Annotated in this window: 22 protein-coding genes; 19 read left to right on the forward strand and 3 right to left on the reverse strand. The window is 67.4% G+C overall.

All coding sequences use genetic code 11. From position 1 onward, the window contains the following. Window positions 1–86 precede the first annotated feature (86 nt). Complete coding sequence (gene xth, locus ACGFZ3_RS13865; protein ID WP_392922146.1) at window positions 87–854, forward strand: exodeoxyribonuclease III; 768 nt, start codon at window positions 87–89, stop codon at window positions 852–854. A 75-nt stretch (window positions 855–929) separates the two neighbouring features. Here xth and ACGFZ3_RS13870 read toward each other — a convergent pair whose 3' ends face one another. Continuing rightward, complete coding sequence (locus ACGFZ3_RS13870) at window positions 930–1,181, reverse strand: GlsB/YeaQ/YmgE family stress response membrane protein (RefSeq protein ID WP_068854466.1); 252 nt, start codon at window positions 1,179–1,181, stop codon at window positions 930–932. A gap of 96 nt (window positions 1,182–1,277) precedes the next feature. On the opposite strand from ACGFZ3_RS13870, the gene ACGFZ3_RS13875 reads away from it, so the two are divergent. The 14 genes from ACGFZ3_RS13875 (at window position 1,278) to ACGFZ3_RS13940 (ending at window position 16,212) form a co-directional block, all read left to right on the forward strand. Beyond that, a complete protein-coding gene (locus tag ACGFZ3_RS13875; RefSeq protein ID WP_392922149.1) occupies window positions 1,278–1,889 on the forward strand; it encodes a 4'-phosphopantetheinyl transferase family protein in 612 nt (203 codons plus the stop codon). Between the two features lie 51 nt (window positions 1,890–1,940). Continuing rightward, window positions 1,941–2,579, forward strand: a complete 639-nt coding sequence (rsmG, locus tag ACGFZ3_RS13880) for a 16S rRNA (guanine(527)-N(7))-methyltransferase RsmG (protein WP_392922152.1) — start codon at window positions 1,941–1,943, stop codon at window positions 2,577–2,579. A 64-nt stretch (window positions 2,580–2,643) separates the two neighbouring features. Next, window positions 2,644–3,441 carry a ParA family protein gene (locus tag ACGFZ3_RS13885; RefSeq protein WP_068847867.1) on the forward strand — a complete coding sequence of 266 codons (798 nt, stop codon included), beginning with the start codon at window positions 2,644–2,646 and terminating at the stop codon, window positions 3,439–3,441. After that, window positions 3,441–4,364: a ParB/RepB/Spo0J family partition protein gene (locus ACGFZ3_RS13890; protein ID WP_392922156.1), complete on the forward strand. Its 924-nt coding sequence runs from the start codon at window positions 3,441–3,443 to the stop codon at window positions 4,362–4,364. The genes ACGFZ3_RS13885 and ACGFZ3_RS13890 overlap by 1 nt, the downstream gene beginning before the upstream one ends. A 34-nt stretch (window positions 4,365–4,398) precedes the next feature. After that, window positions 4,399–4,704, forward strand: coding sequence for a helix-hairpin-helix domain-containing protein (locus ACGFZ3_RS13895; RefSeq protein ID WP_392922159.1), 306 nt, complete (start codon window positions 4,399–4,401; stop codon window positions 4,702–4,704). A gap of 54 nt (window positions 4,705–4,758) precedes the next feature. Then, complete coding sequence (locus tag ACGFZ3_RS13900; protein WP_392922162.1) at window positions 4,759–5,724, forward strand: NAD-dependent epimerase/dehydratase family protein; 966 nt, start codon at window positions 4,759–4,761, stop codon at window positions 5,722–5,724. An 87-nt stretch (window positions 5,725–5,811) separates the two neighbouring features. Beyond that, window positions 5,812–6,534, forward strand: coding sequence for a glycosyltransferase family 2 protein (locus tag ACGFZ3_RS13905; protein ID WP_392922165.1), 723 nt, complete (start codon window positions 5,812–5,814; stop codon window positions 6,532–6,534). Beyond that, window positions 6,534–6,875 carry a lipid-A-disaccharide synthase N-terminal domain-containing protein gene (locus ACGFZ3_RS13910; RefSeq protein ID WP_392922168.1) on the forward strand — a complete coding sequence of 114 codons (342 nt, stop codon included), beginning with the start codon at window positions 6,534–6,536 and terminating at the stop codon, window positions 6,873–6,875. The genes ACGFZ3_RS13905 and ACGFZ3_RS13910 overlap by 1 nt, the downstream gene beginning before the upstream one ends. 154 nt (window positions 6,876–7,029) lie before the next feature. Continuing rightward, window positions 7,030–8,808: a DUF885 domain-containing protein gene (locus ACGFZ3_RS13915; RefSeq protein ID WP_392922171.1), complete on the forward strand. Its 1,779-nt coding sequence runs from the start codon at window positions 7,030–7,032 to the stop codon at window positions 8,806–8,808. A gap of 165 nt (window positions 8,809–8,973) precedes the next feature. After that, window positions 8,974–10,179: a membrane-targeted effector domain-containing toxin gene (locus ACGFZ3_RS13920; RefSeq protein WP_392922174.1), complete on the forward strand. Its 1,206-nt coding sequence runs from the start codon at window positions 8,974–8,976 to the stop codon at window positions 10,177–10,179. Between the two features lie 58 nt (window positions 10,180–10,237). Beyond that, the gene (locus ACGFZ3_RS13925; protein ID WP_392922177.1) at window positions 10,238–10,639 is read left to right on the forward strand and encodes a hypothetical protein; all 402 of its coding nucleotides are present in this window, start codon (window positions 10,238–10,240) and stop codon (window positions 10,637–10,639) included. Between the two features lie 55 nt (window positions 10,640–10,694). After that, complete coding sequence (locus ACGFZ3_RS13930) at window positions 10,695–12,038, forward strand: TolC family protein (protein WP_392922180.1); 1,344 nt, start codon at window positions 10,695–10,697, stop codon at window positions 12,036–12,038. Further along, window positions 12,035–13,015 carry an efflux RND transporter periplasmic adaptor subunit gene (locus ACGFZ3_RS13935; protein ID WP_392922183.1) on the forward strand — a complete coding sequence of 327 codons (981 nt, stop codon included), beginning with the start codon at window positions 12,035–12,037 and terminating at the stop codon, window positions 13,013–13,015. Before ACGFZ3_RS13930 ends, ACGFZ3_RS13935 begins: the two co-directional genes overlap by 4 nt. Before the next feature lie 35 nt (window positions 13,016–13,050). Next, window positions 13,051–16,212: an efflux RND transporter permease subunit gene (locus ACGFZ3_RS13940; RefSeq protein ID WP_392922186.1), complete on the forward strand. Its 3,162-nt coding sequence runs from the start codon at window positions 13,051–13,053 to the stop codon at window positions 16,210–16,212. Between the two features lie 88 nt (window positions 16,213–16,300). On the opposite strand, the gene ACGFZ3_RS13945 is transcribed toward ACGFZ3_RS13940, so the two are convergent. Further along, window positions 16,301–17,014 (reverse strand): NYN domain-containing protein, encoded by a 714-nt coding sequence (locus ACGFZ3_RS13945; RefSeq protein ID WP_392922189.1) that lies wholly within the window; start codon window positions 17,012–17,014, stop codon window positions 16,301–16,303. Between the two features lie 395 nt (window positions 17,015–17,409). Further along, window positions 17,410–18,621: a glycosyltransferase gene (locus ACGFZ3_RS13950; protein WP_392922191.1), complete on the reverse strand. Its 1,212-nt coding sequence runs from the start codon at window positions 18,619–18,621 to the stop codon at window positions 17,410–17,412. Window positions 18,622–18,917: 296 nt separating this feature from the next. Here ACGFZ3_RS13950 and rpmB point away from each other — a divergent pair, with 296 nt between their 5' ends. From rpmB to ACGFZ3_RS13970, 4 genes are all read left to right on the forward strand, one after another. Continuing rightward, on the forward strand, window positions 18,918–19,154 hold the full coding sequence (rpmB, locus tag ACGFZ3_RS13955) for a 50S ribosomal protein L28 (RefSeq protein WP_005411638.1): 237 nt from the start codon (window positions 18,918–18,920) through the stop codon (window positions 19,152–19,154). A 10-nt stretch (window positions 19,155–19,164) separates the two neighbouring features. Further along, window positions 19,165–19,332, forward strand: coding sequence for a 50S ribosomal protein L33 (gene rpmG, locus ACGFZ3_RS13960; RefSeq protein ID WP_392922904.1), 168 nt, complete (start codon window positions 19,165–19,167; stop codon window positions 19,330–19,332). Window positions 19,333–19,425: 93 nt separating this feature from the next. Next, window positions 19,426–20,844: a cardiolipin synthase gene (cls, locus tag ACGFZ3_RS13965; RefSeq protein WP_392922211.1), complete on the forward strand. Its 1,419-nt coding sequence runs from the start codon at window positions 19,426–19,428 to the stop codon at window positions 20,842–20,844. Between the two features lie 21 nt (window positions 20,845–20,865). Then, the gene (locus tag ACGFZ3_RS13970) at window positions 20,866–22,281 is read left to right on the forward strand and encodes an FAD/NAD(P)-binding protein (protein ID WP_392922214.1); all 1,416 of its coding nucleotides are present in this window, start codon (window positions 20,866–20,868) and stop codon (window positions 22,279–22,281) included. The last annotated feature ends 48 nt before the right edge of the window (window positions 22,282–22,329 follow it).

Consider the following 22,329-nt stretch of genomic DNA (forward strand, 5'->3'; position numbering starts at 1 on the left):
GGCCGGCCCATGCAGGACCATCGGAGCCGATGAGACCGGCCAACGGCCGGCGCTACCGGCGGTGCGGCGACGCTACAATGCTCCCCATGAAAATCGCCTCATGGAACGTAAATTCGCTCAACGTGCGCCTGCCACACCTGGAACAGTGGCTCACCGCGTTCGCGCCGGACGTGGTCGGCATCCAGGAAACCAAGATGGAGGACCACAAGTTCCCCGACGCGGTGCTGGCCGGGCTGGGCTACCGCAGCGTGTTTGCCGGGCAGAAGACCTACAACGGCGTGGCGCTGCTGTCGCGCGAGCCGGCCCAGGACGTGCAGATCGGCATTCCGGGCTTCGAGGACGAACAGAAGCGGGTCATCGCCGGCACCGTGAACGGCGTGCGCATCATCAACCTGTACGTGGTCAATGGCCAGGACGTGGACACCGACAAGTACGCCTACAAGCTGCGCTGGCTGGACGCGGTGCACGCCTGGGTGGCCTCGGAACTGCAGAAATACCCGGAGCTGGTGGTGATGGGTGATTTCAACATCGCCCCCGACGCGCGCGACGTGCACGACCCGCTGGTCTGGAACGAAAACCACATCCTGACCTCCACCGCCGAACGCGGCGCGCTCAACAAGCTGCTGCAGCTGGGCCTGCACGATGCCTTCCGGCTGCACAGCGAGGACGAGGGTGTGTTCAGCTGGTGGGATTACCGCGCGGCGGGGTTCCGCCGCAATCTGGGCCTTCGTATCGACCTGACCCTGGTGTCCGATGCGCTCAAGGCACGTGCGCTGGCCTCGGGCATCGACCGCGAGCCCCGGACCTGGGACCGGCCCAGCGACCATGCGCCGGCGTGGGTGCAGCTGGGGTAGAACCAACAAGGCCCGGCGGGTGCCGGGCCTTGCTGGAAAGGGGCAACGACCAACGGTCGTTACCCACCCTGTCGGTTATCGGACGCTTCGGCGGGTGAAGAGGTTCACGATGGCCAGCAGGATCACGGCACCGATCAGCGAGAACAGGAACGTTCGGATGGTGATCGCCTCATTGATGCCGCCGCCGAACAGGAACCCGGCAATCAAGGCACCCACGATGCCGACCACGATGTTGAGGATGATGCCCTGCTGCGCGTCGCGTCGCATGATGATGCTGGCAAGCCAGCCCACGATGCCACCGACGATCAACCAGATGATGATGCCCATGTTGTTGACTCCAAGTGTCAGTCTGTGGATGAGACGCAGCCAGTTGACGGCAGCGCCTGTGAAGTCATCGTGCAGCCGCGTTGTCGGCCCGTTCGCATGACCCTCCCCGACACCCTCCCGGCAACCCTGGACGGCCCTTGGCGATTCGGCCCGGTCACCGTCTGGCGCCTGCCACACGTGCCCGGTACCCGTGGCGAGCCGCAGGCGCGGCTGCTGCTGGCCCAACAGCTGGGGGGCAGCCCGGAACGCCTGCCGCTGCAGCGCGATCGGCGGGGCCGCCCTGAGCTGCATGGCCCGCTGGCCCATATCGGCACCGGCTGGAGCCACAGCCATGGCCTGCTGCTGGTAGGGCTGGGCGAGGGCGTGCGGCTGGGCGTGGATCTGGAGCCGCTGCGCCCACGGCCGCGCATGGCCGAGATCATCGAACGCTTCTTCCACCCGGCTGAAGTGGCCTGGCTGCTCGGCCTGGACGAGGATGCCCGTACCCATTGGTTCTTCCGGGTCTGGTGCGCAAAGGAAGCCATCCTCAAGGCGCAGGGGCAGGGCATCTCGTTCGGCCTGCACCGCCTGCAGCTGGCGCCCGGCAGCGACGGCGCCCTGCACCTGGCCTGGTGCGACCCGGAACTGGGCCCAGCCCAGCGCTGGCACCTGCACGAATGGCAGGCCGCGGACGACTTCCGCGCCGCGCTGGCCTGGCACGCGCTCTAAGCGCACCGGATCCGCGCAGTCAGCAGGCTCCCACCCTGCGATAATGGGCGCATGACCGAACACACACTCCCGGCCGGCGTGGCCGAAGCGCTTGAGCGCGGCCTGGCCGCCATGGGCCTGGATGCCGCCCTGGCGCCGCCCCTGCTGACCTACCTGGCGCTGCTTGACCGCTGGAACCGCACCTACAACCTCACCGCCATCCGCGATCCGATGGAGATGGTCACCCGCCATCTGCTCGATTCGCTGGCCATGCAGCCGTACCTGGAGCAGGGCACCCTGGCCGACCTGGGCACCGGCCCCGGGCTGCCCGGCATTCCGCTGGCCATCGCCCGCCCGCAACTGCAGGTGACCCTGGTGGAAAGCAACGGCAAGAAGGCCCGCTTCATGCGTGAAGCGGTGCGCCAGCTGGGGCTGACCAACGCCCGCGTGGCCGAATCCCGTGCCGAAGCCCTGGCCGAACCGGGCGCCTATGACAACCTGACCGCCCGCGCCATGGACACCCTGGCCGGCATCATCGCCGTCGGTGGCCACCTGCTGCGCCCGGGCGGACGCCTGCTGGCCATGAAGGGCGTTCATCCGCACGATGAGATCGCCCAGCTGCCCGCCGGCTGGCAGGTGGAACAGGTCCTGCCGCTGCATGTTCCGGGCCTCACCGGCGAGCGCCATCTGGTGGTGGTGGCCGGTCCGTGAGACACGACACGCCCCATGCCCGCATAATGCCCAGTCCCACCCCCTGCCGATGAGGCTCACCCGCATGGCCCGCATCATCGCCATCGCCAACCAGAAAGGTGGCGTCGGCAAGACCACGACTGCCGTCAATCTGGCCGCTGCCCTGGCTGCTGCGCCCAAGCGCGTGCTGCTGGTCGACCTCGATTCCCAGGGCAATGCGACCATGGGCAGCGGTGTGGACAAGCGCGAAGTGGCGGCCTCCACCTGCGACCTGCTGCTGGGCGAAAGCACCGCAGCCGAGGTCCGGGTGACCACTCCGGAAGGCTTTGACCTGCTGCCGGGCAACATCGACCTGACCGCCGCCGAGATCCAGCTGATGGACCAGGGCGAGCGCGAACAGCGGCTCAAGCGCGCGCTGGCCCCGATCCAGGACGAGTACGACTTCATCCTGATCGACTGCCCGCCGGCGCTGTCGCTGCTGACCCTCAACGCGTTGGCCGCCGCCGACTCGGTGATCGTGCCGATGCAGTGCGAGTACTACGCGCTGGAAGGCCTGAGCGCGCTGGTGGAAACCATTGATGCGCTGCGCGCCAACCTCAATCCCAGCCTGGAGATCGAGGGCGTGCTGCGCACCATGTTCGATGTGCGCAACAACCTGGCCAATGCCGTGTCGGCAGAACTGACCGACCACTTCGGCGACCGCGTGTTCCGCACCATCGTGCCGCGCAACGTGCGCCTGGCCGAGGCGCCCAGCCACGGCCAGAGCATCGTCGGCTACGACCGCGCCTCGCGCGGCGGCGTCGCCTACCTCGGCCTGGCCGGCGAGATCATCCGCCGCCACCACCAACGCAACACGGCCGGCAAGGCCATGGAGACCGCCTGATGAGCACCAAGCCCGCCCCCGGCAAGAAACGCGGCCTCGGCCGTGGCCTCGATGCGCTGCTGGGGCCCAAGGGCGCGGTGACACAGGTGCAGGCCGCGGCCGTGATCGAACCGCTGCCGGGTGAAGTGCTGCGCAAGCTGCCGGTCAAGCAGCTGCAGCCCGGCAAGTACCAGCCGCGCCGCGACATGGACGAGACCAAGCTCGCCGAGCTGGCCGACTCCATCAAGGCGCAGGGCGTGATCCAGCCGATCCTGGTCCGCCAGCTCGGCCCGGACAGCTTCGAGATCGTGGCCGGCGAACGCCGCTGGCGCGCCTCGCAGCTGGCCGGCCTGGACGAAGTGCCGGTGGTGGTGCGCGAACTGGAAGACCGCACCGTCATCGCGATGGCGCTGATCGAGAACATCCAGCGCGAAGACCTCAATCCGCTTGAAGAAGCCGAAGCCCTGCAGCGGCTCATCAGCGAATTTGCCCTGACCCACGCCGAGGCCGCCCAGGCCGTAGGCCGCTCGCGCGCGGCGGTGTCCAACCTGCTGCGCCTGCTGGAGCTGCCGGTGGCGATCCGCCTGCTGCTGGAAACCCGCCGGCTGGAAATGGGCCATGCCCGCGCGCTGCTGACCCTGGCGCCGGAACTGGCCAGCAAGCTGGCCCAGGAAGCAGCCGACCAGGGCTGGTCGGTCCGCGAAGTGGAACACCGTGCGCAGCAGTTCGCCGCCGGCAAGGTGCCTGCCTCGCTGCGCCGCAAGCCGGGCGCGGCCGCCCCGCAGGCCGACATCGCTTCGCTGGAAACCGAGTTGTCCGAATCGCTGGGCGCCCGCGTGGCGATCAACCACGGCCGAGGCGGCAAGGGCAAGCTGATCATCCATTACACCGACCTGGACACGCTGGACGGCGTGCTCGAGAAGCTCCGCGTACGCAAGGGCTGAGTCCCCCACCACGCAAGAGGAACCCATCCGCCTGATGAACCCCACCAAGGTCGATCGCAACCATCTGTTGCGCCTGACCGACCTGCCAAACGTCGGGCCGGCCTGTGAGAAGGATCTTCGTCTGATCGGCATCCGTGTTCCCGCGCACGTGCGCGGCCGCGATGCCTACGACATGTACGCACAGCTGTGCATGCGCACCGGCGTGCTGCATGACCCCTGCGTGATCGATGTGTTCCTGTCCATCGTGCGCTTCATGCAGGGCGAAGCCCCCCGTCCCTGGTGGGATTTCAGCAAGGAACGCGAGGCCACGCTGGCGCGCGAAGCGCCGCTGAGCCTGTAGTGACGTACGGGTAACGGCGCTATCCTGTCGCCTGGAATTCCCGGGACGATTGCCATGACGCTTCTTGTGACCGGCGCTGCAGGCTTCATCGGCGCCAATACCGTGCGTGCGCTGCTCGATGCCGGGCACACGGTGGTCGGCCTGGACAACTACAACGACTACTACGACCCGCAGATCAAGCGTGATCGCGTGGCCGCGCTGTGCCCGGAAGCGGATATCCGCGTGCTCGACCTGACCGACCGCGACGGCCTGGCGGCGCTGTTCGACGAGGTCCAGCCGACCCGGGTGATCCACCTGGCCGCGCAGGCCGGCGTGCGCTATTCGCTGGAGAATCCGCACGCCTACGTGGACAGCAACCTGACCGGGTTCGTCAACATCCTGGAACTGTGCCGTCATCGCGGCGTGGCCCACCTCGTGTACGCCTCCAGCAGCTCGGTCTACGGCGATTCGGCCACCCCGCCGTTCTCCGAAGACCAGCGCATCGACAAGCCGCGCTCGCTGTACGCGGCCACCAAGGCGGCCAACGAGCTGATGGCCTACACCTACGCGCAGCTGTACGGCCTGCATGCCACCGGCTTGCGCTTCTTCACCGTGTACGGCCCGTGGGGCCGCCCCGACATGGCGCCGCTGCTGTTCGCGCGCGCGGTGCTGGCCGGGCGCCCCATCGACGTGTTCAACGACGGCAGGATGCAGCGGGACTTCACACATGTTTCCGACATCGTGGCCGGTATCCTCGGCGCGCTGGCGCATCCGTCCGGCGAGGACGTACCGCACCGTGTCTTCAACCTGGGCAACCACACCCCCATCGAGCTGGAACATTTCATCGGGATCATCGAGGCCGCCGCTGGACGCCCGGCGCAGAAGGTCTACAAGCCGATGCAGCCCGGCGACATGGTCCGCACCATGGCCGATACCCGTCGTGCCCATGACGCTTTCGGCTATGAGCCGGTCACCCCGATCGAGCGCGGCCTGCCACCGGTGGTGGCCTGGTGCCGCGATTATTTCGGTGAGCGCGCCTGACTTACATGCCCGGGTTCATCTTCGGATAACCTTCATCTCGGAAAATGCGCGGTCTTTTTCATTCCTGGCCTTTCGCAGAGCCCGATCATGAGCCAACCCCAGTTGTCGGTCGTCGTCCCGGTATTCAATGAACGCGACAACGTGCAGCCCCTGATCGAGGAGATCACCGCGGCGCTGCGCGGCAAAGTGGATTTCGAGATCGTCTACATCGACGACCACTCACGTGATGACACCCTGGCGGTGCTGGAATCGTTGAAGCCGGCCAATCCCGAACTGCGGGTGCTGCACCATGTCACCCAGAGTGGGCAGAGCACGGCGGTGAAAAACGGGGTCAAGCACGCCCGCGCGCCGTGGATCGCCACGCTTGATGGCGACGGCCAGAACGACCCCGCCGACATTCCCAGGCTGCTGGCTGCACGTGCGACCGCCGAGCCCCAGGTCAAGCTGTTCGCGGGCTGGCGCGTCAACCGCCAGGACAGCGGCAGCAAGCGCTGGGCCAGCAAATGGGCCAATGCTATCCGTGCCCGCATGCTGCGCGACAACACCCCGGACACCGGCTGCGGCATCAAGCTGTTCGAGCGCGCCGCGTTCCTGGAGCTGCCGTATTTCGATCACATGCACCGCTACCTGCCCGCGCTGATGCAGCGGGCGGGCTGGAAGACGGTGAGCGTGCCGGTCAACCACCGCCACCGCACCGCCGGCGTATCCAAATACAACAACCTGGGTCGTGCACTGGTCGGCATCCGCGATCTGCGCGGCGTGGCCTGGCTGATCACGCGCAGCAAGCGCACGGACGTGGAAGAACGCTGATGGAACTGCACTGGCTTGATCAACCGCTGACGTGGCTGTTCTGGACCGGGCTGCATGTAACGGGCTGGAAGCTGATCGGCTATACCGGCGCGCTGATGTTCGGCGGCCGCTGGCTGGTGCAGTTCGTCGCCTCGCGCCGGGCCGGCAAGCCGGTCATCCCGCGGCTGTTCTGGTACATGAGCGTGGTGGGCAGCCTGATGACGCTGAGCTACTTCCTGTTCTCGGCCAAGCAGGACTCGGTGGGAGTGCTGCAGAACCTGTTTCCGGCGTTCACCGCGCTCTACAGTCTGAAGCTGGATATCCAGCACCGCGGGTGGAAGCGGGACAAGGCGGAACATTGAACGCTTGACCCGATTACCGCGCCTCTGGCGCGTGGGTCTCGGTCTGCGGCCGATCCCCGGTCCTGCCCGCTGCGCGGGCAGGACCTTTGATCCATGCGCGGGGGGGGATGGGGTGCCATGATCGGGGTTTGCCGCCCCTCGGGAACCCCTGCTCGTGAAATCACCGCTCGTTGCTGCGTTGCTGCTCGCCCTGGCCCTTCCTGCCCCTGTGGCGCTGGCCGCGCCGTCGGCACCGGCTGCCGCGCCGGCCAGCCTGGCCACCGGATCGCCTGCCGACGCCGCGTTCCGCGCCATCTACGAGAAGGAATGGGCCTGGCGCCAGGCCGGTGGGGGGGAAGCCAGTGAAGACGGCGACGGTCCGGCCACGGCCACCCGCATGCCCGACGTGGGCGCGGCGGCGCAGCAGGCACGCCTGGCCGTGTGGGATGACGTCCTGGCCCAGCTCGACAAGCTCGATACCCGGGCGCTCTCACCCACCAACCAGGTCAACCATGCGATCTACCGCGACCAGGTGTTCAACCTGGCCCAAGAAGTGCGCCTGCGCGGCTACGAAATGCCATTCAATTCGGATTCTTCGTTCTGGTCCAACCTGTCGTTCATGGCGCGCCGCGAGATGAAGACCGCTGCGGACTACCGCAATTACATCGCTCGTCTCAACGACGTGCCGCGCTACTTCGACCAGCAGACCGACAACATGCGCGCTGGCCTGAAGCGGGGATTCAGCGTGCCGCGCGCGGTGCTCGATGGCCGTGAAGTTTCCATCGCCACCGTGGCCGAGCTGAAGGATCCGACCCAGTCGCCCCTGTATGCGCCCTTCAGGAAGCTGCCTGCCAGCATTCCCGCCGCCGAGCAGGCCGCGCTGCAGGCGCAGGCACGCCAGGCCATCAGCGCCAGCGTGGTGCCGGCCTTCGTCAAGCTGCGTACCTTCTTCGTGAGCGAGTACGTGCCACAGGCACGCACCACCCTGGCCGCCGAAGCACTGCCCGATGGCAAGGCGTACTACCAGCAGCAGATCCACCAATACACCACGCTGGACCTCACCCCGCAGCAGATCCACGAGATCGGTCTGAAGGAAGTGGCGCGCATCCAGAAGGAAATGAACGACGTCATCAAGCAGGTGAAGTTCAAGGGCAGCTTCGCTGAGTTCCTGGCCTTCCTTCGAACCGACCCCCAGTTCTACGCCAGGACCCCGGACGAGCTGCTGCATCGTGCCGCCTGGATTTCCAAGCGGGTGGACGGGGTGATCGGCAAGTACATGACGCTGCCGCGTGCGCGCTTCACCATCGTGCCGGTGCCGCCGGATATCGCCCCGTTCTGGACCGCCGGCCGGGGCGGCATGGGGACCTACTGGGTCAACACCTACAACCTGCCGGCGCGACCGCTGTACAACCTGCCGGCGTTGACCCTGCACGAGTCAGACCCCGGCCACGCGCTGCAGGGCGCGCTGGCGGCCGAACAGGGCGAGCAGCCCGAGTTCCGCCGCAACGCCTACATCTCCGCCTATGGCGAAGGCTGGGGGCTGTACAGCGAAAAGCTCGGCGTGGAGATGGGCATCTACGAAACCCCGTATGAGGATTTCGGGCGCCTGACCTACGAAATGTGGCGCGCTGCGCGGCTGGTGATCGATACCGGCGTCCACCACAAGGGCTGGACCCGCGACCAGGCGCTGGCCTACCTGCGCGACCATACCGCGCTCAGCGAGCACGAAGTCACCACCGAAGTGGATCGCTACATTTCCTGGCCGGGCCAGGCGCTCAGTTACAAGCTGGGCGAAATCGCCATCGTGCGCCTGCGGGGTGAAGCGGAGAAGGCGCTGGGCGACCGCTTTGACGTCAAATCCTTCCATGACGCCGTGCTCAGGCAGGGTTCGGTGCCGTTGCCGGTGCTGGATGCGCAGATCCGCGCCTACATCGACGAGCGCCGCGCGCCCTGATGTCGTGAATGGTCGGTGCCGATGTGCGCTCGCGCACGCATCGGCACACGGCCTTCAGCACCGCGCTCAAAACTGCTTAGCCCATCGCAGCGTGGGTGCAGCAGAGCACTAGGCTGGTCAGGGCGCGCCTATTGGCGCGCGTCTTCCCCCACAAGGAGCCTGACCATGCTGGATGCCCTGTCCGCACTGAAGTACCGCCTTTTCAACCCCACCGCGCCCGCACCACAGCGGCGCACCGGCACCGAGCCCAGCCTGCTCAGCCTGCGCAATCTTCCCGACAGCGGATGCTTGCGCCCCGGCAACGTGCCTTCACCCCGTGATACCCGGCCGGACCCGCTGCAGGCGTATGCGATGTCCCCGCAACAAGGTCAGCTGCTGGTGGGACTGCTGCAGAAGCATCGCAAGGCGCTGGATCCAAGCTACTGCATGCCGATGCAGCCCGAACAGCGCGCGATGATGGATGACTTCTTCACCAAGCGCACGCAGCTGCTGGATGTGGCGCTGTCCAGCACGCCAAGCGCCGGCACCGATCTGCGTGCGTGGCCCGATCTGGCGCCGGTGCGCACCCACGCCGACCTGCTCAGGGAGCTGCTCGGCAGCAACAAAGGGCTGCTCGTGGGCGAGACGCATGCGGCTCGGGCCAGCAAACTTCTCTTGATGGACAACATGGCGCACCTGCGCCACCTGGGCGTTGACACGCTGTACCTGGAGCATCTGCAGGCCGATATCCACCAGCCAGACCTGGATCGATACCACCGCACCGGCGTGCTCTCGCCCGCCCTTGTCCGTTTCCTTGCCGAACAGGACAGCGGCCACATGACGGACGCGGACAGTGGTGCCACGTTCCGCAACCTGGTCGATGCCGCGTTCAAGGTGGGAATGCGCATCGTGGCGCTGGACCTGATGACCAGCTACCACGTGCGCGGCCTGCAGCGTGGTGATGGCGAAGACATGGTCGACCCGCTGCAGGCGCGGATTCAGATGAAGAACTACGTCGCAACCGCACGGATCGTCCACGATCAGCGGCAGCAGGCCGGCAAACCCGGGCCGCAGCGCTGGGTTGCGCTGGTCGGCAATGCACATGCAGGTGCCTTCCAGTCCATCCCCGGCATGGGCACGCTTCTAGGCGCTCCCAGCCTTCGCGTGGAAGACGCCAGCCGGTTCCAGGTGGGCTGCGACCCCGGCCGGACGGTGCCCCCAACGTTGCAGGGCAGCGGTGGCCAGATCCAATGCGACTACCTGCTCAAGATGCCTGCCGGGAAACGACGTTCCATGCCCGAGACGCCCGGGCCCTGCACGTCCGCCGAAGCGTTGCGCATGCGTAACGTCCGCCAGGCCATCTGCGCGCTGCCCGAGGCGCGCAGCGCATGAACGCGCGCCCGCGCTGCGATTGTGTAACGGGCAGCGCCGCCGCTACCCTGCGCCGATGATGTCCCGCCTGCGCCACCGCCTGTCGCTGCCCCTCCGCCTGCTGATGCTGGTGGTGGTGCTGTTGGGCACGGCCGGTGGCGCACTGGCGGCGGCGCTGGGTGACCTGCACGCACTGTCCCACAGCGACGCCGGACTTGCGCATGCGCTGTCGCATGCGCAACCGGCGGACGCCACAGCGGCACTGAATGCCGACGCCGATCACGACAAAGACGAAAGCGCCCGCCTGCTGCACGCGCTGGTCCACTGCGGGCATTGCCATGGCCACGGCGGCGTGCTGCCGCTGGCCGCATCGGCGTGGTCGCTGCCGGCTGCCCCGGCCCACCTCGCGCCGGGCGGCCTGAGCGCGCAGCTGATGGCGCAGCCGCCCGAGAGCCTGCTGCGCCCCCCGATAGCGGTGTGATGCCACGCGGCCAACGGCCGCGGCTTCACCTCTGAACCGCTTTCTGGAGATTCCCATGTGGATGCGTCTGGCAGCCGTCGCTGCCATTGCGTTGCTGCCGTGCGCGTATGCGCAGGGCACTGCGTCTGTTGCCCCTTCCGCCCAAGCAGCGCCACCCGCTGCAGCGGCGTCGAACCCCCCGTTGACCCTGGACGAGGCCATCGCCCGCGTCGCCCGGTACCACCCCGACCTGCGCCTGGCCGATGCCCAGCGTCCGGTCTGGGAGGCGCGTCGTGAGGCGGCCGCGTTCGGGCCGCCACTGACCGTCGGCGTCGAGCTGGAAAACGCGCTGGGCACCGGTGGCAGCCGTGGCTTCGATGCCGCCGAACTGACCGTCACCCTGGCCGGCGTGCTGGAGCGCGGCGGCAAGCTGGATGCCCGCCGGGTACTGGCCCAGGCAAATCTCGATGCGCTGGCACCGCAGCGCGAAACCGCACGGCTGGACCTGATGGCCGCCGTGGCCCAGCGGTATATCGCCATTGCCGAAGCCCGCGCGCAGCTTGCCATTGCCGACACCGACATCGACCAGCGTCGCCGCGCGGTCGCCGCCGCCCGGATGCGTCTGCAGGCCGGCGCGTCGCCCGAATCGGTGTTGATGACCGCGCAGGCGATGTTGGCGCAGGCCGAAGTGGACCGCGATCGCGCCCGCCAGGCCGACCGCGCCGCCCGTCTCGCGCTGTCGGCGCTGTGGCGTGAGCGCGAGCCCGGCTTCGACGTGGTCAGCGGCGACCCGCTGCTGCTGCCCGCACTGCAACCCTTCGATATCCTCGCCGACGAACTGCAGCGCACGCCGGAACTGGCCGTGCTGGCCGGCGAACGCCGCGTGCGCGACGCCCAGCTGCAGCTGGCACGCACCCAGGCACGGCCGGATATCAGCTGGCAGGTCGGCGTGCGCAACAGCCGCGACAGCGGTGATACCGCGTTGGTCGGCGGCTTCAGCCTGCCACTGGGCAACGTGCGCCGCGCCGGTCCGGAGATCCGCGCGGCCGAAGCCGAGCTCACCCTCAACGGAGTGGAGCGCGAAGCACGCGCGCTGCAGCTGTACGCCACCCTGGCCGAAGCGCATGGACGCTATGAAACCTCGCGGCTGGAGGTCACCCGCATGGCGAGCGACGTATTGCCGCAGCTGCGGCGCGCCGAGAACGCCGCCGAAAAGGCGTGGCGTGCCGGTGCCATCAGCTACATGGAGTGGGCGCAACTGCAGGCCATGCGCATCGAGGCGCGGCAACGCCAGCTCGATGCCGCCATCGCCGCGCAGCGCGCGCTGATCGAACTGCAGCGGCTGACCGGCCAGGGCCTGCTTGCCCATGCCAACACCGCCCCCGCTACCGCGACCGTGTCCACGGAGGACCGCCGATGAACCTTTCGACCAGCCGCGCGGCGCGCATCGCCGCCCTCCTGCTGTGCCTGCTCGCACTGGCGGGCTGTGCCAAGGACGCATCCACCGCACCCGCCGACACCGACGCCGGCCACGCCGAGCCGGGCCACACCGACACGAGCGAAGACCACGACGACGCCCCCGACAGCACTACCATTCCCGCGGCGATGGCCGAGCAGTCCGGTATCAAGGTCGCCCCGGTCGCCGCCGGCACCATCGCCGACGAACACGACGTGCAGGGCCTGCTCACTCCGGTGGACGGCCGTGTCGCCCAGGTGATGGCCCGTTTCCCCGGCCCGATCCGCTCGCTGCGGGCCAACGTGGGCGACACCATCAAGGCCGGCCAGGTCCTGGCCAGCATCGAAAGCAACCTGAGCCTGACGACCTACACGATCAGCGCCCCGATCAGCGGCGTGGTGCTGGCCCGCCAGGCGCAGGTCGGCGGGGTGGCGGGCGAGGGCACGCCTTTGTTCGAAATCGGCGACCTCTCCACGCTGTGGGTGGACCTGCACATCTTCGGCAACGACACCCAGCACATCACTGCCGGCGTACCGGTCACGGTGTCGCGCATGACCGACGGCGTTACCCAGGCCACCACGCTGGAACGCGTGCTGCCCGGCACCGCCACCGCCAGCCAGAGCACTGTGGCGCGCGCCACACTGCGCAATGACGATGGCCTGTGGCGGCCGGGCGCTGCGGTGAAGGCACGCATCGTGGTCGCCACGCGACCTGCCCCGCAGGTGGTACCGCTCACCGCGCTGCAGACAATGGAAGGGAAGGATGTGGTGTTCGTACGCACCGGCGAGACCTACACCGCCCGTCCGGTGCGCCTCGGCGCGCGCGACGCCAACCAGGTGGAAGTGCTGGAGGGCCTTACCCTCGGCGATGAAGTCGTCACCGCGCAGAGCTACGTGGTGAAAGCCGACATCGGCAAGACGGGAGCGTCGCATGAGCATTGAATACGCACCCATCCTCCGGCGCGGAGGGCATCGCCATGCTTGAGCGCATCATCGCCGCCTCCATCGCCCATCGCTGGCTGATGATGAGCCTCACCCTGGCGCTGATCGCTGTGGGCGCGTGGAGCTTCACCAGGCTGCCCATCGATGCCACCCCGGACATCACCAACGTCCAGGTGCAGATCAACACCGCCGCCCCGGGCTATTCGCCGCTGGAAGCCGAACAGCGCATCACCTACCCGGTGGAAACGGCGATGGCCGGCCTGCCACGCATGGAACAGGCACGCTCGCTGTCGCGCTACGGGTTGTCGCAGGTCACCGTCGTGTTCGAGGACGGCACCGACATCTACTTCGCGCGCCAACAGGTGTCCGAACGCCTGCAGCAGGTGAAATCACAGATCCCGGCCGGGCTGGACCCGCAGCTGGGGCCGATCTCCACCGGCCTCGGCGAGATCTTCATGTATACCGTCGACGCCGATCCCGCGGCGCGCAGACCCGATGGCAGCGCCTACACCGCCACCGACCTGCGCACCCTGCAGGACTGGGTGATCCGCCCTCAGCTGCGCAACGTGCCGGGCGTGACCGAGGTCAACACGATCGGTGGCTTCCAGCGCCAGGTGCACATCACCCCCGATCCGGCCCGCCTGCGCGCGCTGGGTTTCACCCTGGAAGACGTGGTCCAGGCGGTGGAGCGCAACAACCAGAACGTCGGCGCCGGCTACATCGAACGCAACGGCCAGCAGTTCCTGGTGCGCATTCCCGGCCAGGTGGCCAACCTGGAGGAAATCGGCAACATCGTGCTGGCCCGTCGCGAAGGCGTGCCGATCCACGTGCACGACGTGGCCGACATCGCCGACGGACCCGAACTGCGCAGCGGCGCCGCCACCCAGAACGGCCATGAAGTGGTGATGGGCACGGTGGTGATGCTGATCGGCGCCAACAGCCGCGACGTGGCCCAAGCCGCCGCCGCGCGGCTGGAGCAGGCGCAACGCAGCCTGCCGGAAGGCGTCACCGTCACCGCCAGCTACGACCGCACCACCCTGGTGGATCGCACCATCCAGACCGTGGCCAGGAACCTGGTGGAGGGCGCGCTGCTGGTGATCGTCGTGCTGTTCCTGCTGCTGGGCAATTTCCGCGCGGCGTTGATCACCGCCGCGGTGATTCCGCTGGCGATGCTGTTCACCCTCACCGGGATGGCACGCGGCGGCATCTCGGCCAACCTGATGAGCCTGGGCGCGCTGGACTTCGGCCTGATCGTCGACGGCGCGGTGATCATCATTGAGAACTGCCTGCGTCGCTTCGCCGAGCGCCAGCACGGGCTGGGGCGCGACATGACGCGCGAGGAGCGCTTTGTCGAAACCGCCAGCGCCACCGCCGAAGTAATCCGCCCGAGCCTGTTCGGCCTGGGCATCATCACCGCGGTGTACCTGCCGATCTTCGCGTTGTCGGGCGTGGAAGGAAAAATGTTCCACCCCATGGCCATTACCGTGGTACTGGCATTGACCGGGGCGATGGTGCTTGCCTTGACCTTCGTGCCAGCCGCCATCGCCCTGTTCCTGGGTGGCCGCGTGCAGGAGAAGGAAAACCGGGTGATGGCCTGGGTGCGCAGGCGTTACCAACCCCTGCTGGCGTTCTCGCTGCGGCGCGGGCGCTGGATGGTGGGGGGCGCGCTGGTGCTGGTGGTGGGATGCGGCCTGCTTGCCACCCGGCTGGGCAGCGAGTTCGTGCCCAACCTGGATGAAGGCGACGTGGCCATGCACGCCATGCGTATTCCCGGCACCAGCCTGAGCCAATCGATCGAGATGCAGAAGCTGATCGAGAACCGGCTGGTGCAGTTCCCGGAGGTGAGCAAGGTGTTTTCCAAGATCGGCACGCCCGAGGTCGCTTCGGACCCGATGCCGCCGTCGGTGGCCGATACCTTCATCATGATGAAACCGCGCAGGGACTGGCCGGACCCACGCAAAGCGCGCGCGGCGCTGTTGGCCGAACTGGAAGCAGCGGTGGAGCAGCTGCCCGGCAACAACTACGAGTTCACCCAGCCTATCCAGATGCGCACCAACGAGCTCATCTCCGGCGTGCGTGCCGACGTGGCGGTGATGCTGTTCGGCGATGACCTGGAGACGTTGCTGAAGGTGGGCAAGCGCATCGCCAGCGTGGCCGGCAGCGTGCCCGGCGCGGCGGATGTGCGCGTGGAGGAAACCAGCGGCCTGCCGCTGCTCACGGTCACCCCCAACCGCGGCGCGCTGGCCGGCTACGGGCTCAACCCGGGGCAGGTGCAGTCCACCGTGGCCACCGCCGTGGGCGGGCAGGTGGCCGGCCAGCTGTTCGAGGGCGACCGCCGCTTCGACATCGTGGTGCGCCTGCCCGAGGCCCTGCGCCAGGACCCGGCCGCGCTGGCCGACCTGCCGGTCTCGCTGGCGCCGGCACTGGACGGCGATGCCGACGAATCCAGCCAGGCCGGCGGCTGGACCAGCGGCGCCGCGCGCACCGTGCCGCTGCGCGAACTGGCCACGCTGGCCAACAGCGAGGGTCCGAACCAGATCAACCGCGAGAACGGCAAGCGCCGCATCGTGGTCACCGCCAACGTGCGCGATCGCGACCTGGGCAGCTTCGTCAGTGACCTGCAGCAGGTGATCAACCGCGATGTGCAGGTGCCCGATGGCTACTGGATCGAGTACGGCGGCAGCTTCGAGCAGCTGATCTCGGCCAGCCAGCGGCTGGCGATCGTGGTGCCGGTCACCCTGATCCTGATCTTCGCGCTGTTGTTCTGGGCGTTCGGCTCGGTCAAGGATGCGGCCATCGTGTTCAGCGGCGTACCGCTGGCGCTCACCGGGGGCGTGCTGGCCTTGGCAGCACGTGGCATTCCGCTCTCCATCTCCGCAGGCGTCGGCTTCATCGCGCTGTCGGGCGTGGCGGTACTCAACGGACTGGTGATGATCAGCTTCGTGCGCAGCCTGCGCCAGGGAGGCATGCCGCTGGCCGATGCGGTGCGCGAAGGCGCATTGGGCCGGCTGCGTCCGGTGCTGATGACCGCACTGGTGGCCTCGCTCGGCTTCGTGCCGATGGCCTTCAACGTAGGCGCCGGCGCCGAAGTCCAGCGCCCGCTGGCCACGGTGGTGATCGGCGGCATCGTCTCCTCCACGCTGCTCACCCTGCTGGTGCTCCCAGTGCTGTACCGCTGGCTACACAAACCGAGGTAGAGCCGGCCTCTGGCCGGCTTGCACCGAAGCCAAGCGCAAATCTGGGCACTGGTAGACGGCCAGAGCCCAGATTCCAGATGCTGCATCGTCACCAATGATCTGGCTTCACGAGAGGACGCTTTCCTGTGTGTATACGAGAAGGGAGCTGACACGTCGCAAGCTCTTCGTCATGGATGTGACTGCGAGTCCAGTCTGCGTGCTTGGATAGGGACGACATGACATTTCGATGGGACCGGGTACCGGACTCTGGAGGCGGTCGAGGAGTTATCACTCCAATCCGGATTCCGGGAAAGTCTTCTCTGATCGCACGGAGTACAGGCTCAACGTCACTGTCATTGGAACAGATGACCAACTGCGAGAACCTGCCAGAGCGGGCGTCCCGATACATCGCCAAAGCAATGTTCACATCCGTCTGCTTCTCGTCCAGCCGCCATACCTTGACGCGATCGCGCCGGTTGAAACGCGAACCTTCAACGTACCGAGGCATGCTGATACCGTAGCGGTCATGGGTATGAGTTCCCATCGTCTTGCAGAATCGTGGTCCATGCTTCATCTCATGGACGCGTAGATATCTGTTCTGGGCTTCGGCGGAATCCGTTCCATGCGTGGCGAAGTTTGCCAAGCAGTAGGCGCTGAAGTAGCGGACAACCTCCACCTGGCTATCGGGAGCCTGCTTCCGAACAACACTATCGAACAGTGCGACCAAGTCCACCCATTTGTAACGCGTGCCGCGGATACGACCGTAATAGAGGTTGTAGCCGTCAATGTACACGGCAGTAGATCCGCCCATCTCGATTCCCATCGGGCAAGAAAAAACCGCCTCGCGGCGGTTTTTTCAACCCAAGCCGCTTGGCCAACTTAATGACGGCTGCGAGGGCGAGGTCGTGGGATCATTAGATCAGGGGTTTAAACCCCAGTCAATGCAATCCATCGCACTTCAATTCGCCTGTTCAGAAAGCAACTGGCCTCTGGTCCGTCATCGGTTCTTGAAGGATGACCTTCAAGGGTCTCGGCAGTGCAACGCGTCGGCATTCGCCTATCCCGCCAATGGCTGAGGAAAGTGCAGAGCATGTCTGACTTCGCAGCGCGACTATCCTGTTTACAAGGTCCGATCAGCAGCGCCGCGCGCATGCTGGCACAGGCTGTGAGATTCTGCATCATTGCCCGACGCAACTGGCTCAGATGCGGCGCTTTCGCCTAGCGGGATGACAGTAACTGTTCGATGACACCGACAGCGACGGATACGCCATCCTCGCGTGCCATAGCATTTCCGAGCGTTCTCGCTCGACTGATGACATCGGAACGTCCGGCAAACGCAATCGCATTCACCAGCGTGTCGTGATCGAGTTGCTTCTGCGACAACGGCGAAGGCGCCACGCCCAAGGCCTGCAACCGTGCCGCCCAGAAGAACTGATCTGCCGCAAGCGGCATGACTATCGAAGGTACGCCTGCACGACAGGCAGAGTGCGTGGTGCCGCTGCCGCCGTGATGGATCACCATCGCGCAGCGCGGGAACAGTGCTTCGTGCGGACTAGGGCCAAGCACGAATACGTTCGCAGGCAGCGGTCCGTCGGGCACGCCGGCCCAGCCGGGGAACAACAGCACGCGTCGCGGTGCCAACGCCCGCAGCAGCGAGGGCATCACGCTGCGGTCGAAGCCAGTCATGCTGCCAAATCCCACATAGACCGGGGCAGGGCCCGCCTCCAGGAACGCCTGCAGCGCAGGCTCGGGTTGCCAGTGCGCATCCGGCGCACGCCACTGCCCGCACACATGATGATTGGCCGGCCAGTCCGCAGGCGGCGGCATCAGGCTCGGCGAGATGCCATACAGCATTGGAAGGTCACGCCACAGCGAGCGCCGCGCCGGCATGCCCAGCGCCCGCCGTGCGTCGTTGATGGGTGCGCGGAAGGTCCGCCACACCGCCTGGTTGACCAGCCCGTAGCTGAGACGGTTGAGCAGGCCAGGCAGCCGCAGTCGCGGCAGGAACGGGGAGGGGAACGCACCGGTTGGGGTCAGCGGAATCATCCCGGTGCCAATGGCCGGCACCCCGTGGTGCTCGGCCACCGTCATGCCCACGAAGGCGGCAAGCCCACCGATCAACACCGCATCGCACCCAGCCGCGGCCACATCGGCCTGCCGCATCCACGCCGGCACATGCCGCTGCGCCATCCGCGCCAGCCCGCGCGATGCCGCCGCCATGTCGTTGCCCCGCGACACCAGCGCCACCACCTCGTCGTGGATGTCGCCTTCCAGCGCCGCATGCGGCACACCCAGCGCCTGCGCGCTGCCCAGCGTGCCACCCTCGGCCAGCACCATCACCTCATGTCCAGCCGCCTGCAGCCCATGGCACAGCATCACCAGCGGCCGGGTGTCGCCTTCGGTTCCATAGGTCACTGCCAACAGCCGCATGCCATCCTCCCGGTAGAGGTGCCAGTATCGCCAGCGGCTGCGACCGTGGTGTGCAGGGGCAGGTCGTTCAGCCACGGCTGGCAGGGTCGGTTGTGGACAACTTGCACCCAGGGGGCGGCTCCGGCATAATGCGCGGCTCGCTGTGTCCGGATTTGTCCGGATTGGTGGCCGGGAACACGTCATCCGGTCTGCCCACGTCAGCGTAACCCTTTGATTCTCATGACGTGTGGCGGGAAACCGTCGAGGCCGCCGTCGCCCGGGCTATGGGCTGACACATACTTTCATCGAGGTGCGCAATGTCCCGCGTATGCCAAGTTTCCGGCAAGCGAGTGCAGACGGGTAACAACGTCTCGCACGCCAACAACAAGACCCGTCGTCGTTTCCTGCCCAACCTGCACGAGCGTCGCTTCTGGGTCGCCAGCGAAAACCGCTGGGTCAAGCTTCGTGTTTCCGCGCATGCACTGCGCACCATCGACAAGAACGGCATCGATTCCGTTCTGGCTGAGCTGCGTGCGCGCGGCGAAAAGGTCTGAGGAGTAGACGATCATGGCCGGCTCGCGCGATCCGTTCCGTATGATTTCGACCGCCGGTACCGGTCACTTCTACACGACCGACAAGAACAAGAAGAACACCCCCGGGAAGATGGAATTCTCGAAGTACGATCCGGTCGTGCGCAAGCACGTCCCGTACAAGGAAGGCAAGATCAAGTAATCCCTCACGGGGTTGCTCGATGGCCAACGAAGAACCCGCCTCACGGCGGGTTTTTTGTTGGCAGAATGGGGCACACCCCAAACGGGCGCACCGATGCTGTTCGAATGGCTGCTGGGTTCATGGCTGCTGCTGCTGGACTGGCTGATCCGGCTGGCCGCGCTGTTCTGGATTCCCAGCCGCACCACGCCAGGCGCCGCGCGCAGCTGGCTGCTGCTGGTCGGCTTCGTGCCGCTGCTGGGCCTGCCACTGTATTTGCTGTTCGGCCACCCCTGGCTGTCGCGCCAGCGCGTGCAGCGCCAGGCCGAGGCCTCGCAGGTGATCCGCGAAGAACAGGCGCTGCAGCCGCCGCTGCGCTGGACCCCGGTGCCCGATACCGCCACCGCTGAAATGGTGCCGCTGATCGAGCGCCAGGGCGACTTCATGCCCGTGCACGGCAACGCGGTGGAACTGCTGACCGACTACGACGCCTCGCTGCAGGCGCTGATTGACGACATCGACCAGGCCCGCGACCGCGTGCACCTGCTGTACTACCTGATGTTCGACGACGCGGTGGGCGAAGCGGTGGTGCAGGCGCTGCAGCGCGCCGCCGCGCGCGGCGTGCACTGCCGCCTGTTGCTGGATGCGGTGGGCGCCAAACGTGGCCTGCGAAGTTATCGCCACCGCCTGCAGGCACTGGGCGTGGACGTGCGCGCGATGCTGCCCGGCGGACTGCGCTGGCGCCGCAGTGGGCGCATGGACCTGCGCAACCACCGCAAGATCGCGGTGATCGACAACCGGGTGGGTTACATCGGCTCGCAGAACCTGGCCCAGCCCGAATTCGTGCCCGGCTACCCCAATCGCGAGCTGGTCGCGCGGGTGCGCGGCCCGGCGGTGGCGCACCTGGAAGCGGTGTTCGCCAGCGACTGGTACATGGAAACCGGCCAGCGCCTGGACGTGATGATGGTCGAACCGGTCTGCGCCGACGACGTGCCCACCCAGCTGCTGCCCAGCGGCCCGGCCTATCCCTTCAGCAATGCGCGCGATGCGGTGAACGCGCTGATCCACCTCGCACGCCGCCGCATCGTGCTGGTCACCCCGTACTTCGTGCCGGACGAGGCCACGCTCAGTGCGCTGCGCATCGCCGCGCTGTCGGGGGTGCAGGTGCAGCTGATCCTGTCGGCCAGCAACAACCAGCACCTCACCGCGTGGGCGCAGGAGGCGTACTACGACGAGCTGCTGCGCGCCGGCGTGCGCGTAGCGTTGTACGAACCGCATTTCCTGCATGCCAAGCACCTCACCGTGGACGAGGACATCGCGCTGGTCGGCTCGATCAACCTGGACATCCGCTCGTTCGCCCTCAACGCCGAGATCGGCATGCTCTGCTACGACCGGGGGCTGGTACGACAGCTGATCGGGATCGAAGACGACTACCTGCGGCAGTCGCGCCAGCTCGAGCTGAAGGCGTGGCGGCTGCGGCCCGCGTGGCGACGCAGCCGGGAAGGCATCGCGCGGCTGGCCGATGCGTTGATGTAGCACACGGGGCGTCGTGGTCGCATGTCCTACAATGCGGGCATGACCGACTCCGAACCCATGCTCCAGGCCGACCTGGCCATCATCGGCGGCGGTGCAGCCGGCGTGCTGGTCGCGCTCAACGCGCTGCGCAGCGCCACGGCGCCCGTGCAGGTGGTCCTGTTCGAGCCCGCGTCCACGCTGGCCAAGGGCATCGCCTACGCCACGCCGTGGCCGGAGCACCTGCTCAACGTGCCGGCCGGCAAGATGAGCGGCCTGCCCGAGCAGCCGGGCGATTTCGTCGATTACCTGCTGCAGGCCGACGCACTGCCGGGCCTGTCGCGCGATGCACTGGCCGAGACCTTCGTTCCGCGCCGCCATTACGCGGCGTACCTGCAGCATCGCCTTGCCGACGCCGAGGCACAGAGCCCGGCGCACCTGCAGGTGGTGCACGCTCCGATCGTTTCCTTGGTGCCGGGTACGCCGTTGCACACACTGCTGCTGGCCGACGGTGGGCAGTGGCAAGCGCCGCAGGTGGTACTGGCCTGCGGCAACAGCATGCGCCCGTTGCCCGCGCCCGGTGCCGAGGCCCTTCCGCCCGGCCGTGTGGTGGACGCATGGGATTACGACGGCGTGCGCCTGCTGGCCGGCGATGGCGACGTGGCCATCATCGGCTCGGGCCTGAGCATGGCCGACAGTGTGGTGGCGCTGGCCACCGCCGGCCATCGCGGCCGCATTCACGTGCTTTCACGCCACGCTCTGCTGCCGCTGCCACATGCGCACGGTGGTATCGCCAAGTTCGATCCGCAGCCGCTGCTGGCGATGCCACTGCGCACCCGCATGCGTGCGCTGCGTGGCCATGTGCGTGATGCGGCTGCAAAGGGCATTCCGTGGCAGGGCGTGATGGACCGTATCCGCCCGCTGGGCCAGGCACTGTGGCAGGGGCTGGATGCGGCCGACCAGCGCCGCTTCCTGCGCCATGTGGTGCGCTACTGGGACGTGCACCGGCACCGCATCGCCGAAACCGTGCACGCGCAGTTGGCGGATCTGGAGCAGTCCGGCCAGCTGCAGCGCCATCGCGCGCGGCTGGATGCGCTGCTGGTGCTGGACGGGACCCTGCAGCTGCACGCGCGCGCGCCACAGGGCGGCATGCAGCCACTGAACGTAGGCGCGGTGATCAACGCCACCGGCGTGGAAACCCGAGCGCTGGCCATGCGCAACCCGCTGTTGCAGCAGCTGCTGGCCGATGGCCACGCGCGCCCCGGCCCGCATGGGCTGGGGCTGGACAATGAAAGTGCGGGCTTCCTGTTGGACGGCCAGGGCAGGCCGCAGCCGGGCGTGCAGGTGGTGGGCAGCCTGCGTATCGGCACGTTGTGGGAAAGCCTGGCTGTCCCGGAACTGCGCGTGCAGGCCCAGCAGGCGGCAACGGCCGCGTTGAGGCGTCACGACCAACGGTCGTGACCTACCGTGAACGGGTTGCGCGCGCCGCCCCTGTGTGGCGGTGGGCGG

It is taken from the genome of Stenotrophomonas sp. NPDC047960, from assembly GCF_043204395.1.
Classification (GTDB): domain Bacteria; phylum Pseudomonadota; class Gammaproteobacteria; order Xanthomonadales; family Xanthomonadaceae; genus Stenotrophomonas.

What these genes read in the sequence shown, in the direction of transcription:
- ACGFZ3_RS13930 (WP_392922180.1), top strand. Translation starts at nt 10,695, where the DNA reads ATGTGGATGCGTCTGGCAGCCGTCGCTGCCATTGCGTTGCTGCCGTGC.
- ACGFZ3_RS13890 (WP_392922156.1), top strand. Translation starts at nt 3,441, where the DNA reads ATGAGCACCAAGCCCGCCCCCGGCAAGAAACGCGGCCTCGGCCGTGGC.
- ACGFZ3_RS13870 (WP_068854466.1), bottom strand. Translation starts at nt 1,181, where the DNA reads ATGGGCATCATCATCTGGTTGATCGTCGGTGGCATCGTGGGCTGGCTT.
- ACGFZ3_RS13935 (WP_392922183.1), top strand. Translation starts at nt 12,035, where the DNA reads ATGAACCTTTCGACCAGCCGCGCGGCGCGCATCGCCGCCCTCCTGCTG.
- ACGFZ3_RS13920 (WP_392922174.1), top strand. Translation starts at nt 8,974, where the DNA reads ATGCTGGATGCCCTGTCCGCACTGAAGTACCGCCTTTTCAACCCCACC.
- ACGFZ3_RS13905 (WP_392922165.1), top strand. Translation starts at nt 5,812, where the DNA reads ATGAGCCAACCCCAGTTGTCGGTCGTCGTCCCGGTATTCAATGAACGC.
- ACGFZ3_RS13895 (WP_392922159.1), top strand. Translation starts at nt 4,399, where the DNA reads ATGAACCCCACCAAGGTCGATCGCAACCATCTGTTGCGCCTGACCGAC.
- ACGFZ3_RS13970 (WP_392922214.1), top strand. Translation starts at nt 20,866, where the DNA reads ATGTCCTACAATGCGGGCATGACCGACTCCGAACCCATGCTCCAGGCC.
- ACGFZ3_RS13940 (WP_392922186.1), top strand. Translation starts at nt 13,051, where the DNA reads ATGCTTGAGCGCATCATCGCCGCCTCCATCGCCCATCGCTGGCTGATG.
- ACGFZ3_RS13925 (WP_392922177.1), top strand. Translation starts at nt 10,238, where the DNA reads ATGTCCCGCCTGCGCCACCGCCTGTCGCTGCCCCTCCGCCTGCTGATG.
- cls (WP_392922211.1), top strand. Translation starts at nt 19,426, where the DNA reads ATGCTGTTCGAATGGCTGCTGGGTTCATGGCTGCTGCTGCTGGACTGG.
- rpmB (WP_005411638.1), top strand. Translation starts at nt 18,918, where the DNA reads ATGTCCCGCGTATGCCAAGTTTCCGGCAAGCGAGTGCAGACGGGTAAC.
- ACGFZ3_RS13900 (WP_392922162.1), top strand. Translation starts at nt 4,759, where the DNA reads ATGACGCTTCTTGTGACCGGCGCTGCAGGCTTCATCGGCGCCAATACC.
- ACGFZ3_RS13945 (WP_392922189.1), bottom strand. Translation starts at nt 17,014, where the DNA reads ATGGGAATCGAGATGGGCGGATCTACTGCCGTGTACATTGACGGCTAC.
- ACGFZ3_RS13885 (WP_068847867.1), top strand. Translation starts at nt 2,644, where the DNA reads ATGGCCCGCATCATCGCCATCGCCAACCAGAAAGGTGGCGTCGGCAAG.
- ACGFZ3_RS13910 (WP_392922168.1), top strand. Translation starts at nt 6,534, where the DNA reads ATGGAACTGCACTGGCTTGATCAACCGCTGACGTGGCTGTTCTGGACC.
- ACGFZ3_RS13875 (WP_392922149.1), top strand. Translation starts at nt 1,278, where the DNA reads ATGACCCTCCCCGACACCCTCCCGGCAACCCTGGACGGCCCTTGGCGA.
- rsmG (WP_392922152.1), top strand. Translation starts at nt 1,941, where the DNA reads ATGACCGAACACACACTCCCGGCCGGCGTGGCCGAAGCGCTTGAGCGC.
- ACGFZ3_RS13950 (WP_392922191.1), bottom strand. Translation starts at nt 18,621, where the DNA reads ATGCGGCTGTTGGCAGTGACCTATGGAACCGAAGGCGACACCCGGCCG.
- xth (WP_392922146.1), top strand. Translation starts at nt 87, where the DNA reads ATGAAAATCGCCTCATGGAACGTAAATTCGCTCAACGTGCGCCTGCCA.